Annotated in this window: 15 protein-coding genes and 3 pseudogenes; 6 read left to right on the top strand and 12 right to left on the bottom strand. The window is 42.0% G+C overall.

Annotated elements, in window-relative coordinates; genetic code table 11:
- Both I8752_RS26010 and I8752_RS26005 read left to right on the top strand, forming a co-directional pair.
- A pseudogene (locus I8752_RS26010) lies at positions 1–297 on the top strand (IS4 family transposase); the annotation flags it as partial.
- A 23-nt stretch (positions 298–320) separates the two neighbouring features.
- Positions 321–686, top strand: a pseudogene (locus I8752_RS26005) (Uma2 family endonuclease); the annotation flags it as partial.
- A 53-nt stretch (positions 687–739) separates the two neighbouring features.
- Here the strand turns inward: I8752_RS26005 and I8752_RS26000 are convergent.
- From I8752_RS26000 to aat, 3 genes are all read right to left on the bottom strand, one after another.
- Positions 740–1,132 (bottom strand): ACP S-malonyltransferase, encoded by a 393-nt coding sequence (locus I8752_RS26000; RefSeq protein WP_214435122.1) that lies wholly within the window; start codon positions 1,130–1,132, stop codon positions 740–742.
- Entirely contained in the window at positions 1,129–1,512 is a 384-nt protein-coding gene (locus tag I8752_RS25995) for a DUF433 domain-containing protein (RefSeq protein WP_214435121.1), read from the bottom strand. The genes I8752_RS26000 and I8752_RS25995 overlap by 4 nt, the downstream gene beginning before the upstream one ends.
- Before the next feature lie 81 nt (positions 1,513–1,593).
- Positions 1,594–2,169, bottom strand: coding sequence for a leucyl/phenylalanyl-tRNA--protein transferase (gene aat / locus I8752_RS25990; protein ID WP_214435120.1), 576 nt, complete (start codon positions 2,167–2,169; stop codon positions 1,594–1,596).
- A gap of 91 nt (positions 2,170–2,260) precedes the next feature.
- Between aat and I8752_RS25985 the strand changes: the two genes are divergently transcribed.
- Positions 2,261–2,590: a hypothetical protein gene (locus I8752_RS25985; protein WP_214435119.1), complete on the top strand. Its 330-nt coding sequence runs from the start codon at positions 2,261–2,263 to the stop codon at positions 2,588–2,590.
- An 81-nt stretch (positions 2,591–2,671) separates the two neighbouring features.
- Here I8752_RS25985 and rpsN read toward each other — a convergent pair whose 3' ends face one another.
- From rpsN to I8752_RS25960, 5 genes are all read right to left on the bottom strand, one after another.
- Entirely contained in the window at positions 2,672–2,974 is a 303-nt protein-coding gene (gene rpsN / locus I8752_RS25980) for a 30S ribosomal protein S14 (protein ID WP_214435118.1), read from the bottom strand.
- 66 nt (positions 2,975–3,040) lie between these two features.
- The gene (gene nth / locus I8752_RS25975) at positions 3,041–3,745 is read right to left on the bottom strand and encodes an endonuclease III (RefSeq protein ID WP_214435117.1); all 705 of its coding nucleotides are present in this window, start codon (positions 3,743–3,745) and stop codon (positions 3,041–3,043) included.
- On the bottom strand, positions 3,721–4,818 hold the full coding sequence (gene rseP, locus I8752_RS25970) for an RIP metalloprotease RseP (RefSeq protein ID WP_214435116.1): 1,098 nt from the start codon (positions 4,816–4,818) through the stop codon (positions 3,721–3,723). The genes nth and rseP overlap by 25 nt, the downstream gene beginning before the upstream one ends.
- 212 nt (positions 4,819–5,030) lie before the next feature.
- The gene (gene serS / locus I8752_RS25965; protein WP_214435115.1) at positions 5,031–6,311 is read right to left on the bottom strand and encodes a serine--tRNA ligase; all 1,281 of its coding nucleotides are present in this window, start codon (positions 6,309–6,311) and stop codon (positions 5,031–5,033) included.
- A 188-nt stretch (positions 6,312–6,499) separates the two neighbouring features.
- Positions 6,500–7,078: a DUF3611 family protein gene (locus I8752_RS25960; RefSeq protein WP_214435114.1), complete on the bottom strand. Its 579-nt coding sequence runs from the start codon at positions 7,076–7,078 to the stop codon at positions 6,500–6,502.
- Between the two features lie 527 nt (positions 7,079–7,605).
- Here I8752_RS25960 and I8752_RS25955 point away from each other — a divergent pair.
- Positions 7,606–7,953: a PadR family transcriptional regulator gene (locus I8752_RS25955; RefSeq protein WP_214435113.1), complete on the top strand. Its 348-nt coding sequence runs from the start codon at positions 7,606–7,608 to the stop codon at positions 7,951–7,953.
- Between the two features lie 87 nt (positions 7,954–8,040).
- Positions 8,041–8,571 (top strand): cofactor assembly of complex C subunit B, encoded by a 531-nt coding sequence (locus tag I8752_RS25950; protein WP_214435112.1) that lies wholly within the window; start codon positions 8,041–8,043, stop codon positions 8,569–8,571.
- 432 nt (positions 8,572–9,003) lie between these two features.
- Here I8752_RS25950 and I8752_RS25945 read toward each other — a convergent pair whose 3' ends face one another.
- Positions 9,004–9,321 carry a DUF3155 domain-containing protein gene (locus I8752_RS25945; protein WP_214435111.1) on the bottom strand — a complete coding sequence of 106 codons (318 nt, stop codon included), beginning with the start codon at positions 9,319–9,321 and terminating at the stop codon, positions 9,004–9,006.
- A 278-nt stretch (positions 9,322–9,599) separates the two neighbouring features.
- Between I8752_RS25945 and I8752_RS25940 the strand changes: the two genes are divergently transcribed.
- Positions 9,600–10,949 (top strand): sensor histidine kinase, encoded by a 1,350-nt coding sequence (locus I8752_RS25940; RefSeq protein ID WP_214435110.1) that lies wholly within the window; start codon positions 9,600–9,602, stop codon positions 10,947–10,949.
- Between the two features lie 49 nt (positions 10,950–10,998).
- On the opposite strand, the gene I8752_RS25935 is transcribed toward I8752_RS25940, so the two are convergent.
- From I8752_RS25935 to I8752_RS25925, 3 genes and pseudogenes are all read right to left on the bottom strand, one after another.
- Positions 10,999–12,240, bottom strand: coding sequence for an S-layer homology domain-containing protein (locus I8752_RS25935; RefSeq protein WP_214435109.1), 1,242 nt, complete (start codon positions 12,238–12,240; stop codon positions 10,999–11,001).
- 328 nt (positions 12,241–12,568) lie between these two features.
- On the bottom strand, positions 12,569–13,249 hold the full coding sequence (locus I8752_RS25930; protein WP_214435108.1) for a conjugal transfer protein TrbI: 681 nt from the start codon (positions 13,247–13,249) through the stop codon (positions 12,569–12,571).
- Positions 13,250–13,564: 315 nt separating this feature from the next.
- Positions 13,565–13,920, bottom strand: a pseudogene (locus tag I8752_RS25925) (IS4 family transposase); the annotation flags it as partial.

The raw sequence follows: 13,920 nt of genomic DNA, 5'->3' as shown, positions 1-13,920 counted from the left end.
CCTGATAGACTTGTACGAATAATATTTTTAATTGCTTTAGCTATGACCAGTGCTTGGTTACATGGACAAAGGACTAAATTTCAAAAACTTGATTCCTATATTTGTCGTAGTCAAGAAAAAAATAGAAATGAGAAACGTCATAGTAATTTCTGGATAGGTTTATATGGTCAAAATTGGATAGTCGCTTGGCATGAGTGTCAAGCATGGGTCGAGGAACTGGTCGGTTTCAGTCGCAATAAGCAAGCATATTATCAGCGAGGTTTAAGGGCTATGAAGCTTATACAGCAAGCTCTTTAACTCGCTTGTCGCCCCTTGAAGTCTTTGATTCTTCTACAGGCTTCACTCTGCCTAATGGCGCAGTGCGATCGCCGGATGCTGCATGGATAATCAAAGAACGCTGGAACAGCCTCACCGAAGAACAGCAACGCTACGAGTTCTCACCAATTGCACCTGATTTTGTTGTGGAATTGCGTTCCAGTAGCGATGATTTAGCAACCTTGCAAGCTAAGATGCAAGAATATATGAGTAACGGTATTCAGCTTGGATGGTTGATTGACCACAAACAAAGACAAGTAGAAATTTACCGCATAGGACAACCAACTGAGATTTTGCCAGCACCGAGTTTACTTTCAGGTGAAGATTTACTTCCTGGGTTTGAATTAAAGCTCAGTAAGGTTTGGGGTTAGGTATATATTTAATTTGCTAATTTGAGAACTGCGATCGCTCAAAAATTAACATCTTAAGGAATGAAGATACGCCCCACACCCATTGAGTTCTCAATATCAATCAGAATCTCAATTAGACGGACAGCACATTTTTCTCGGTAGCTGCGCTCAACCATCCTATCTACCTTTGCGATTGTAATGACTGGAAGAGAATTGATGTTATTTTCATCTCGGATTGTTTTCTCTAAAGAGTCCTCGCCTTCCATACTCCGATTAGCAGTCAAAATAATCATTTTGTTTTCTTGAGCAAAACGCCAAACAAAGCGATCGCTACTGTCAATAGGCAGTGCAACTTCTTCAAAAGTAATGAAGCCAAGAGTTACCCAATCTAACCAGCCTTCAGCAAAGATTGTTTCCCAAAGCCATGCTGCTTGCCCTTCGATGTTATGATCGATTAGAAAAATCACTCGCTTGCGCTAGATTCAATCTTGGCTTTCCAAGCTGCCAGCTTCGAGCGGATAGCTTCTTTACTAGGTTTAGAAGACATTGCTGCAATTTGGGCAAAGTGTTCGCTGTTGCGAGCTTCCCAATATTGACGGACTTCTTCGTTCTTTTTTACAACTATTTGATATTCCGCTTCGATTTCAGTGCGGTTTGCTTCGATATAAGATATAGCTGCCTCAAATTGTTCATCTGTAATCTGAGGAAAATACTGCCGAATAAGCTGAAGTGGATACCCACTATGGATATAGTCTATGAATTGGTACAAAGTGATGCGAGTACCTGCAATTACAAGTCCACGCTCTGTGCGAACAACTCCTGCTTGTTGATGGGATACTGAAGCCATATCTACAGACCTCTATAAGCTAACTCTATCGTACCTGATGAGAAAATTGAGCGATTTAAATACAGTGTTAAGTTATTTCCTTTATGCAAGGGAACAGTGCCGTTGTAACGCTTGTTTAAGTAAAGCTTGATATTCTTCATCTTCAACGCGATAAGCCCCAAATCTTTCTAAGTGCGGATTCATCATTTGGGCATCAAAAATTACAAATTGCCTTTGGTGCAATCTTTCTACCAACTTTACCATCGCCACTTTTGAACCTTCGGTAATGCGGTAAAACATCGACTCGCCAATGAAAGCACCGCCAATGACAATCCCTAAAATTCCCCCAGCGAGTTCGTCACCCTGCCAAGTTTCAAAACTATAAGCGTAACCCTTCTGGTAAAGTAGCCAGTAAATTTCTTCTAATTCTGGTGAAATCCAAGTTGTTTCGCGGTTAGAACAGCCAGCAACTACAGCCTGAAAGTCACGATTAATTGCCACTGTAAAACGCTCTTGGTTGAGAACACGCTGTAACGACTTAGGGTAGCGAAATCGTTCGTCTAAGGGTATCAAAGTGCGATCGCGGCTTTGATACCATCCCAAGCGATCGCTGTCATCAGCCATGAGAAAATAGCCTTGAGCATAGCCTTGAATAATAGCAGCGATATCATATTGCATAGATAAAAAAATACCATCACGCAATTTAGATGCTAGCAGTCATCCTCTGCGTGACCCTGCAATTTCCTTAATTTTTCTTGCATTTAAAAAAATGACTCAAGCAATTCCACCCATCACCCTACCACCATCAGAAAATCCCCACCTTGAAGGCGAATGGTTGCAAGAGCGTCTATTGCGGTGGCTGGATACAGAATTCATCCCAGAAGTAGTCAATCACAAGATTGCCCAACGCGCAGCACAAATTTTTGTTAGGCAACGTATGGAAGGAGAAAACGACTTAGGTTCTCTAGTGATTGCCATTGTTACAGAGATGCAGGCGTTTGATTTTTCCAAAAGCTTTTATGGAGAGTTTGCGATCGCTAACGCCGTCAGCGATCTACTCTTAGAGAGTCTGGGAATTGATAAATGTTGCGGTCAATAATTTTGTCAGTTGTCAGTTGTTATCACTACTAATAACTACTGACCACTGACTATTGTACAGGCGCAATTAATTGCGTCTCTACTACCAACTAGACTTAACCACGCCCGGTAAAAGACCTTCATGAGCCCATTCCCGCAGTACGTTCCGAGATAGCCCAAAGTCGCGGTAAACACCTCTAGGGCGACCAGTCACCCAGCAGCGGTTACGGCGACGGTTGGGTGCGCTATTACGCGGTAATTGTTGAATTTGCCGATGAATTTCCAGTTTGTCTAAGGGAGATTCTGTGGTTCTGAACTCTTCTAACAATGCTTCCCGCTTTTCGGCGTACTTTTCTACTAATTTAGAGCGTTTTTTCTCGCGCTCGATCATGCTCTTCTTGGCCATATATCTATGTCTTGATGTAATTCACTTAAAGACAGCATTTTCCATTCTACAGTGTCCCTATCAATTCTAGGGTTCTTGTTGTCGTACTATTAGCACTGGTTTGTTACTAGTAGGGCATAAATCGGCAAGTTGACAAATTTCACAAGCTGGAGAACGGGCTTTACAAACAGCACGACCGTGATAGATAAGCCGAATTGACCAATTTTCCCAATCTGCTTGAGGTAGCAACCCCATTAAATCTTTTTCAATGCGGATGGAATCTGAATGTTCGGTTAAACCCAAACGCTGACTGAGGCGATTTACGTGAGTATCTACAGTCACTCCAGCATTAATCCCATAAGCATGAGCTAAAACTACATTTGCCGTCTTGCGTGCTACACCTGGAAGCCGCAATAATTGCTCCATTTTGTTGGGTACAACAGAGTCAAATTCCGACACAATCATCCGACATGATGCTTGAATATTCTTCGCCTTGTTGCGATAAAACCCTGTGGAACGTACCAAGTTTTCTAACTCTACTAAGTCAGCGTTGGCTAAACTAGCTGCATCAGGAAACCGACTAAATAACCCTGGCGTTACTTTATTCACTCGCTCATCCGTACACTGGGCAGAGAGAATAGTTGCCACTAGCAGTTGTACTGGTGTTGAGTAGTTCAAAGAACAAGTCGCATCTGGATAAAGATGCTTCAGGCGAACTAGAATTTCTAGTGCCCGTTGCTTCTTAGATCGCGATTTACGAGTGATACTCACTGAAACAATTTTTGTACCCATTCCAACTGGCTAGTTAACTGAGTAGTTTCTTTAACAATCAGAAAAATTCCCAGTCCTAACAGTAGCATTAAACCAGTTTGCATTACACCTTCTTGAATGCGGGTAGGCAATGGCTTACCACGCAAAGCTTCAATCAGCAGAAAAGCGAGTTGTCCGCCATCTAAAGCAGGTATAGGCAAAATATTAATGATTGCCAAGTTAATGCTAATAACTGCTGCAAAAGATAACAAGTTAGCACTATTGTTTGCAGCTAATTGTGCGCCTATTTTGACAATATTAACAGGGCCGGAAACTTGTCCAACAGTCTGTTGAAAGTTAGTAATCAATAGCCCAAAACCTTTAACAGTACCAACAAATAACTGTTGGAATCTGTTAGCAGCAATACTAAAAATTTCTAGAGGATTGTGGGGGCGACGATAAAAAGCCGTACCATTTGGCCCTAGTTCAACACCTATCACACCTTTGTTGTCAGTTCCTGTTTTTGGTGTTATCGGCAATGATAGTTGTTCGTTGTTACGCTGAATTTTCAGTTCAATTTGCTGACTGGGGTGAGTTTGAATTTCTTTGGTTAGTAAGGCTATCGATTTTTCCGAAGCAGCAAGTTGTTGACCGTTAACGGCCAGAATGATGTCTCCTTCCCTAATACCAGCTTGATAGGCAACAGATTGTTCGTTAACAGGCCTGACGATCGCACCCGGTAGGTAGTTATTCTCTGGAATACCAACGATACCCAATTGTAGTACTAGTACCAAATAGGCAAATATTAAATTTGCTATTACTCCAGCACTGATGACGATCGCCCGGTCTAAAATTGGACGGTTACGCAGCAGATTCGGGTCATTGGGTGGAATATCGCTATCTGGGTCGTCGTCAGGAAAACCCACAAAGCCACCCAAAGGAAAGGCGCGGATAGCATATTCGGTTTCCGATCCTTGGTACTTCCAAAGAATAGGGCCAAACCCCAAAGAAAAGCGGTTAACGTGAATACCTTGAGAACGTGCTGCAACAAAGTGTCCCAACTCGTGTACCAAGATTAAAACAGCCAAGACTGCGATCGCTGCTAAAACTGACATAGAGTAAATTAGTGAAGATATTAAGCTATATACTTCTTTCTATTTTAAGATGTGCCACAAACTAGTATTCGACCAACCCAAAAATGACTATTGAAGGTAGGGAGAGCAGGGGGAGATGAGGGAGCAGGGGAGCACAGGAGAATACTGAACTCAGCACTCAGCACTCAGCACTCTTTGCAACTGACAACTGACCACTGACAACTGACAACTGACTACAATAGCTCACGCCCTAAGTAAGGTTGCAACGCTTCGGGTATCCGTACTGTTCCATCGGGTTGTTGATAATTCTCCAAAATTGCTGCTATTGTTCGTCCCACCGCCAAACCAGAACCATTAAGGGTATGTACGAATTGAGTACCTTTCTTCCCCGCCTCTTTAAAGCGAATATCAGCCCGTCGCGCTTGGAAATCAATACAATTAGAACAACTGGAAATTTCTCGATATTTCCCAGACGAAGGTAGCCAAACTTCTAAATCATAGGTTTTCGTAGCAGAAAATCCCAAATCCCCAGTGCATAAATTGATGACACGGTAAGGCAATTGCAGTGCTTGTAAAACAGCTGCTGCATTCTCTGTCAACTTTTCTAATTCGTCAAAAGAAGTATTGGGATTAACAAATTTCACCAGTTCTACCTTATTGAATTGATGCAGACGAATTAACCCCCGCATATCGCGCCCATAACTTCCTGCTTCCCGACGAAAACAAGGAGTGTAAGCACAGTGGTAGATAGGCAAATCTTCAGCCGCTAGAATTTCTCCACGGTAAAGATTAGTAACTGGAACTTCAGCTGTCGGAATCAACCATAAGTCATCATCAGCACATTTAAAGCTTTCTTCCGCAAACTTGGGTAGCTGACCAGTCGCCGTCAAAGAATTAGTATTTACTAAAAATGGCGGACTGATTTCTACATATCCAGCTTGAGTCTGGAGAGTCAGCATAAATTGAATTAATGCTCTTTCCAGCGCCGCACCAGCACCTATCAGAGTCACAAAGCGACTTTGAGCAACTTTCACAGCTCGCTCAACATTAAGAATACCCAGCTTTTCGGCAATTTCCCAGTGGGGGAGAATATGCGAGTTTTGGGGTATGTATTCTTCACCCCAGCGGCGCACTTCTATATTTTCTTCCTCACCCTTACCAAGAGGTGTAGAGTCGCTTGGTAAGTTAGGAAGTGCTAGCAGCAATTGCTCTATTTCAGCTTTGAAATTTTTCTCTTGCGGTTCTAGTTCGCTTAACTTAACTTTGATGGAGTTGCCTTCGTCTCGCAAAGCTTTAATTTCTGGGTCTTGAGGAGCGACACCAGATTTAATTTTTTGCCCGACGATTTTCCCGATTTCGTTACTACGGGCTTGAAGTTGACTCCGCGTCACCTCTAGTTCCCGTTGTTGGCGATCTAGCTGTAATATCGGTTCGATGTCGTATTTACCATTACGACTATTTAACCGTTCTTTAACTAATTGCGGATTTTCCCGTATTTGCTTGATATCCAGCACAAACTTTTCTCAGTCTCCAGCCTAGGATCTTTTTGTGAATACAGTTAACACAATCAGCAGCATATAGTAATTTTGGCTTGCTGTGACTGTAAAAACAACGTTGATTGAAAAAATTCAGTCTCAGTTGAGGGCAAAGTTTGGCTTATAGCATAACTCACTGCCATCAGGAAAGCATCAGCGATCGCGCATTAAGGCTTATTAATCCGATTAAGGAGCCAAAGCGTTGCTACAAGCCCTGCGAAGTGGGCTTGTAGAGTCTGGATGTTTGCCAACACCACAAACATATCTAGACCACTGATGATTGCTTGATTAGCTTGTGGAGAAAAGATAAATTGACCCTGAGATAATGCCCTGAGTGTAAAACTACCTACTATTGCTTGTGCTCCCAAAAGAGTCAACAGTATTCCCGCTAGATTTACCCACAGTCCCAAGCGCAATACTTGTACAGTCTCACTTTTTCGAGGACGGTTGCTAGGATTGGAGGATTGTAGCTGGTTGCCAAATCTCGTGTAACGGTAAGCCAAATAAATGCCTGTACCCAACGCACCAAGTCCGCCAACTTCTAACAAGATGCCAAATCCAGTTCCGGCATTATTACCAAGATTACTAGCATTGCGCCCAAACAAGCTGTTTGCCAGTAAAATCACGCCAGAAACTACACCTAGCGCTAACTGAATCCAAAAGCTAATCCAACCTATAAGACGAAATGTTTGGGCAATTGCCCGAAGATTAGATGAAGAAGATGGAGCGTCAGGAATTTGCGACATACCGTTCACCAATGTGCTAGGCGCTTGCTAAATTTACTATCACATTTACCAGAATAGTGCTGAGTTAGTTATCAGTTGTCAGTTGTAATTTTTCTTCCCCTACTCCCCCTGCTCCCTCATCTCCCCCTGCTTTCCATAGCATAACTACTGAAAAAGAAAGTGTTGACTAACTTTACAGACAAAAAAGCATTTTACCTGTAAAATTTCTTCGATGGCATCTTATGTTTCAGCAGTTTTAACCAACTCGGCATCGCTAAACACCAAGGCAGAGGCAAAGCCGCTGTCTCAATTGCTCCTCAACACACCGCCTAGAGTTTGGTAGGAGCGTAGGATTTTACATTCCTACGCTCCTGAAATCTGCATGAGTAATTCCCACGATTTTAGTAGTGTGGGTCGTTGCTTAATGTTTACACTTTGGAAATTCTGCCTCAGTAGCGATATATACTTACTCTTTTGAGTATTACTATATACTGACTACAAGGATTGTAGATTCTACCTTCAGGCATTTTTTTAACCATTCACTAACTATGAAACTTGAGGATATATATCAATTCTTTGAGAATCCTCCGCCAACTTACCTCTGTCAGGAACTAGCAGTATGTTATATAATGTACATTTTGCTACAAGGTGAATCCTACGGCACTGAGTTAATCCAACAATTAGAAACTGAATACCCAACTTATCGGCTTTCGGATACCGTTCTTTATAGTGCGATCAAATTTCTCGAAGACCAAAGAGCAATTAATGGGTATTGGAAAAAACTCGAAGGGCGAGGACGGCCTAGGCGGATGTACCAAGTTTCTCCAGAATGGGAAGGTCAAGCGCAGGATTTGGCTCAACTTTGGGACGACTATATCAATCGGAGGACAAACTAACGAATAATTGATATTGGTAAACTAGTGACTTGTAGTAGTCGTTGACTGTTAACTGTAACAGTCAACAATCAACAGATGCGATTAGTTATGGATACTGCTATTCTGCCATCCACACTGCTGTTAACTTTATTGTTAGCCATTGGGCTGATTTTCTTTATTCGTGCCTCGACCAAAGACCGTACAGAAACAGCTCAACTGGTATCCGAGCAAGCAGAAGCTACTTTAATGCCGAAAATTAAGGAGTATTTCTACTCTCGGTCTTATCAAGTGGCAGCGGTAAACAAAGAACAAAACCAAGTGACTTTTGAAGGGTTTGTTCAACCAAGCTGGTTTTTAGCCGTCTTTTTGACACTGCTGGCCACTGCTGGTCTTGCTTGTCTATCACTGGTGTTATCGCTGCTTTTTCCTAGCGTCAGTAGTCTCTTCCTAGGAATAGTCCTGCTATCACCCTTAAGTGGTATTTTTTATTGGAAAAAAGCTGGAAGACTTGAGAAGGTGTCGCTGCAATTGGAAACAACTCCAAATCAACAAACCTCCTCAAGTAAAATGACTGTAATCGCCCATCGAGATGAAATTATTGAGTTACAAAGGGCACTACAGTTAAAACTTGGTGAGTAACTGTTAGCTTCTATGTCCATCTTTTAGTGTGAGATGCAGACTTCTGGCAAATTCTTTCAGTGAATAAACATTAGGGAAGAGGAAAGACCACTGGGGTGATGTTGGTTTCCTTACGGCGAAATGTCGTAGGGATAAAGCCATATTTTTGATAGGCTTACTTAATCGATCAATCCTCTAGGTAAGAGCGCAACTCAACTCTCGCTTTTGGATGCGTTTGGCTCTCTTAACTCCCTTATGCATCATTTGACTAAAAATCAACTCATCCAAACTAATATGGTTTGAGCAAAGTTGATTGTCCAACTACTTGGACTAGCTTTACTGGCAAATTAGTTAGAAACTTAAAAAAACACAAATCTTGCAGAAACTGAGAAACTTTGCCAGTTAAATGATTGTCAGAAGCCACACTCAAGCTATTAGATAACCATTTATGATTTAACGACTAGCCACAGCTACAGGTTCAGAACCTACAGGAGCTTCTAATGTCCGCAGGCTGGGAAACAAGAAATGGTTTTCTTCTACGTATTGAGCACCAAACAGACCCTTTTCTGCCCAGAAATAACGATCTGTAGTATGTTCGTTTCGTTTTACTAGTAGCAACGCTGGCGGCGCGATGTTTTCAGCTTGAATAAATTTTCTTGCTGCTGTTACAGGTTTTTCTTCGCCGCTTTCGATGCTATATTGAGGCACATGCTCTAGAATTCGCCGTCCTTCTTGGCGACGACGACTTTTCCGTTTCCGTCTTCTTGCCAACCTATTGTCCTCCTCTTTCAAGCTATATATTGTAGTGATAGCTACAAAATCCGTCGTAATTATATAGGTTCTAGTTCTAAAGATCAATAGTTTCTTAACTTTTAATACAAGAAAAATAATATATTTGAATATAGATAAATCGGCAGTGGTGGAGGATATAATCCCCTGGTACAAACCATGACTGAGAAGATTTTAGTTAAGCTTTATTAAATGAGGCAAAATTTAGCTTCTTCTTTTATCTTCCTTCAAAGTTAGCGATCCTGAGCAAGAGCTGAAAAATGTTAATGTCTGCCAGTTCGGATTTTGTGGCGCTATGCCGAGAGCAAATAGCATTGCTAACCCAAGGGCTGGGAGCAACTTTAAGTGTTGTTTACCTAACTCAAGAATTGGTAGAGGCTTCCTCAGGTGAGGCAAAACTGATTCCTGTAGTGGTTTACCCAGAAACCGCAGTATTACAGCCAACCCAAGAGATTACTGAGACAACAGCAGGTAAGCAACTGCAAATTGGGAATGTTTTGGTATTGCCCCAGCAACAGGGAAAATTATTGACAGCAGGTTCAGAATCTCCCACAGCTTCAGGGGAGGCAGAAACACCAGATAGCGAACAGCCCAATTTTAAAGAAGAAAATTTGTTTAGCAGACACCAAATGGTCTTACCTCTAATCCATGAGGGTATGATGATGGGATTATTGGTAACAGGTCGGGAAGACAGGGCTTGGAACCAACAAGAGCAAAGTGAAATTCAAAGAATAGGTCAAACGCTGGCGATCGCTTGTATTTTGGATCGGCAGCGAGCGTGGTTGCAACATCAGCTGCATCAACAACAAATTTTGCAAGAACAGCAGCGAGATTTGCTAGATAACTTACTACACCAGTTTCGTAACCCCTTAACGGCATTGCGGACTTTCGGCAAGCTGTTATTAAAGCGATTGCGACCGGGCGATCCTAACCGCGATGTGGGAGATAATATCGTTAGGGAAAGCGATCGCCTCCAAGAGTTACTACAACAATTTGAGAAAGTCATTGATTGGGAGGCAGATGTCGCGCCACTAACACTACCCGAAAATGAAGTATTTGTAGAAGCAACAGTACAAAAAGAAGCCAAACCAGCACTTTTGTTACCGGGAACGGGAGATAAAGCAGCTGATTGCGCCATAGCCGATTTATTAGTACCATTGTTAGCCTCAGCTAAAGCAATAGCCCAAGAGCGAAATCTCCAACTAAAAGCAGAAATTCCCCGAAACTTACCGCAAGTCAGCGCTAATATTAAAGCCTTACAAGAAGTATTGAGCAATATTGTAGACAATGCCTTAAAATATACTCCCGCAGGCGGAAAAATTTTCATTCAAGCGGGGCAACAAAAAGCTAATCTTCAAGGAATTGCCATTAGTGATAGCGGGCCTGGCATTCCCCCACAAGATTTAGAACATTTAGGAGAACGCCATTACCGAGGCGTACAGGCACAAACAGCAATTCCAGGTACGGGTTTGGGATTAGCGATCGCTAAACAGTTAATCGAGCAAATGCAGGGCGAAATTGAGGTTTTCAGCCCTGCTATTGACTCTAAACTTACTTCACCCGATGCACCGGGAACTACGTTTATAATTTGGTTGCCAATTTGTCAATAGTCAATAGTCAGTGGTTAGTAGCAACTGACAACTAACAACTGACAACTGACTATCTAAGTGAAACTAGCAAATTTTGATTGATAGTCATCTGTAAATCTGTGTCTGGGTTAATTGCAACTAAGTCAACACTCTTTTTGCCGAAGAACAAACCAATTAAAGCACCGATACCAGCACCGCCTAAGACTTCTTCTGTGGCAATAGCGCGATCGCCTGTAACTGCGGATACCGCAGCCGCGGCTCCTGCACCTAGAACAGTATCTTTAATGATTGCACCAGTACTAATGCCCTTCTTGACAGTTTCTGTTTTGGTAATCACTTCAGAAGTAGCATTAAGCTGATACTCTTGACCTGTAGGCAAAACCAGTTTCTGGGCAACGAATTGAGAACCACCTGTAGCAGGTTTGAGTTGACCGACAACCTGACTACCCGCAGGAATCACCACAGATCCATCTTGCGTAACCACATTCTGCGATACGGTCAGTGTCAAAGGCGCAGTTTCATCCTTAGTCACCAGAATTTTTTTAGCTTGATCGTACTTCACAGGTATGGCAGTGCCTTGAGGAATTGTTACAGATATCGGTGTTGGTGTAGTGGTTCCAAGAGCGACGATATAGGGCGAATTAATTGCTGAAGCTTGATTAGAACTCACCAATGCTTGGTAGATAAAAGCTGCCACCTGGGCGCGTGTAGCAGTTGCAGTTGGATTCAAGAACTTCACATTAGGATAGTTCACTACAATTTTCTTCTCTGTTGCCACCGCGATCGGACTACGAGCGTAGTCAGCGATGTTATTGGCATCGTTGAAGTATTGCAGAGTGCTTTCGACATTAGCATTGGTAGAATATTCCAGACCATTGGCAAGGGAAACTAAAACTTGCTGGCGGGGAATAGCTTGATTAGGCTCAAAACGATTCCCAGGATACCCTGATAGGAAACCAATAGTGTAAGCTTGCTGAATAGCACTAGATGCCCAATAATTGCTTGGCACATCGATAAAACTGATTGGCTGCCGTTGCTGGGCTTTTTGGAAAGCTTTGTTAACCATCGCTGCAAATTGAGCGCGTGTCACAGCTTCTTCTGGACGGAAGCTACCATCAGGAAATCCAGCGATTACACCCCGCTGTGATAATTCTTGAATAAATTGTGCTGCCCAGTAGTTAGATGAAACATCAGAAAAAGTCGTTTGAGCTAAAGATGGCGAAGCTGCAATAAAGGGTGCTAAAGTCCCTGTTGTAACGCTCAAAGCCATGAGAGCAGATGTTGCAGATTGCCAACGATTTAAAGTAAACATTAATTTTTACTCCAGTATTTTTATTGTTTCTTCTGTTAATTAATTAGACATCTAATGAAATCTAAAGTTCCTAGTCTTTGTTTTTTATAGAGTAATTTTCTATCTATTTTAATCTAAGAAAATAGGTATTAAGCAATAGAATAAAAGACTATTACTTAATACCTATAAAATACTACTTGCAACCAACTAAATCCAAATAAATATGGACATTAATTTAGACGAGACATAAATAAAATAGTTGCTGAAAAATGAAGCGATCGCACACCTCAGTTAAAGTGGCGATCGCTATTGGGAGATGATTAAAGTCACAACTAAAGTTGAGTGCAACTTAGTAACGGTATAGCACTAAGTTAGAGTTCAGAGTCAGCCTCAAATCTTGGTTGCGAAGGACGAAAGCATCTCCTTCTGTTTTCCGTAACACTATACTTGCACCAGCACCAGCTGCCGCACCGATAATCGGTTTGATATCATTGATTTTGCGATCGCCTGTCACTAGCGAACCTAAAAGACCAGCACCCGCACCAATAGCTGCATCAGTTAAAACCCGACTAGAACTGGGGCCTTGCGAAACTCTTTCAGTTGTACTAAAGGTTTGAGAAGTTGCATTGATTGACTGACGTTGACCGTTAGAAAATACTAATTCTCGCGCTACGAACCGCACACCTTGTCCGTAATCTCTATCTCTGGAATAACTACCCAAGTTTACAGGTTCTAGCTGTCCGACAACTTCAGTGTTTCTGGGAATCAAGATATTTCTATTGCTGTCGATAATGTCATTAGCTATTCTCAGCGTCAAAGATTTAGTATCACCAGGTTTAACAGTAACTTTGTCATCTTTAATTTTGACGGGAAAATTCACTCCAGAAGGAATGGTAACTGTTCTTGATTGCCCGATGTTGTATTGTGCGTTAGCAGGAGCTACTGCAATCATAGGGATAACGGCACTTGTGGCAATTGCCATTGTCATCAGAGCAGCAGTACCAGATTTCCATTGATGAAGACGAGTCATAGGTGGGCTTCCATTATGTCTGTGATGTGTGTAATGACGAGGCTTTACGGAGATTGTTTCTGACTATTTTTAAACGTGACTTTAGTCATATTCCGAAGGCAAGAGTTGTATTAATCTGCGAAATATGTCTAATGGATCTCCAAGATTTTTATACCTCTAAAGTCTGCCAATTAATAGGGGCAGGATATCCCTGTGACGCAAACTTGCTGAAATGGTTGCATAATCTTGTTTGAACCGTGATGTCCGCAATATGCAGCTAAATAGAGGCTTTTGGGCTAGCTACAAGCTCTTGTTTAAATCAATACCTTAGCCAATTTACGAGGCTTCAACGCCTGTGGAAAGGGGATGAATACGTCCCAAAGAAGTGAGCTTGGCAAAAATTTGGGCTAATAAAATAGGCTCAGGCTTTTGAGGAAGTATTTTTAACATTTCACGGACATATCGAAAACCACGGTAGTAAGCTTTCAGGTCAATAATGCCAGAATCAGGATTATGTTTACGGAAATCAGCCAAAAGATGATGGGATAAATTAACCATGAAGAAGGCAAGATTAGCCGCATTAGTCACAGCAGTCTGGCTCAAATTCATAAAATCCTCTAAACCCCAAAATTGCTTGGCATCACGGAAGTTAAATTCGATTTGAAAACGGAGTTTGTAGTAATCTATTATTT

Origin of the sequence: Dendronalium phyllosphericum CENA369, assembly GCF_016056275.1 — a bacterium.
GTDB lineage: Bacteria > Cyanobacteriota > Cyanobacteriia > Cyanobacteriales > Nostocaceae > Dendronalium > Dendronalium phyllosphericum.
This window is presented reverse-complemented; position numbering and strand designations above follow the sequence as displayed.

What these genes read in the sequence shown, in the direction of transcription:
- rseP (WP_214435116.1), bottom strand. Translation starts at nt 4,818, where the DNA reads ATGTCAGTTTTAGCAGCGATCGCAGTCTTGGCTGTTTTAATCTTGGTA.
- I8752_RS25960 (WP_214435114.1), bottom strand. Translation starts at nt 7,078, where the DNA reads ATGTCGCAAATTCCTGACGCTCCATCTTCTTCATCTAATCTTCGGGCA.
- rpsN (WP_214435118.1), bottom strand. Translation starts at nt 2,974, where the DNA reads ATGGCCAAGAAGAGCATGATCGAGCGCGAGAAAAAACGCTCTAAATTA.
- I8752_RS25930 (WP_214435108.1), bottom strand. Translation starts at nt 13,249, where the DNA reads ATGACTCGTCTTCATCAATGGAAATCTGGTACTGCTGCTCTGATGACA.
- I8752_RS25935 (WP_214435109.1), bottom strand. Translation starts at nt 12,240, where the DNA reads ATGTTTACTTTAAATCGTTGGCAATCTGCAACATCTGCTCTCATGGCT.
- I8752_RS25950 (WP_214435112.1), top strand. Translation starts at nt 8,041, where the DNA reads ATGGATACTGCTATTCTGCCATCCACACTGCTGTTAACTTTATTGTTA.
- I8752_RS25940 (WP_214435110.1), top strand. Translation starts at nt 9,600, where the DNA reads ATGTTAATGTCTGCCAGTTCGGATTTTGTGGCGCTATGCCGAGAGCAA.
- I8752_RS25985 (WP_214435119.1), top strand. Translation starts at nt 2,261, where the DNA reads ATGACTCAAGCAATTCCACCCATCACCCTACCACCATCAGAAAATCCC.
- I8752_RS25955 (WP_214435113.1), top strand. Translation starts at nt 7,606, where the DNA reads ATGAAACTTGAGGATATATATCAATTCTTTGAGAATCCTCCGCCAACT.
- I8752_RS25995 (WP_214435121.1), bottom strand. Translation starts at nt 1,512, where the DNA reads ATGGCTTCAGTATCCCATCAACAAGCAGGAGTTGTTCGCACAGAGCGT.
- nth (WP_214435117.1), bottom strand. Translation starts at nt 3,745, where the DNA reads ATGGGTACAAAAATTGTTTCAGTGAGTATCACTCGTAAATCGCGATCT.
- aat (WP_214435120.1), bottom strand. Translation starts at nt 2,169, where the DNA reads ATGCAATATGATATCGCTGCTATTATTCAAGGCTATGCTCAAGGCTAT.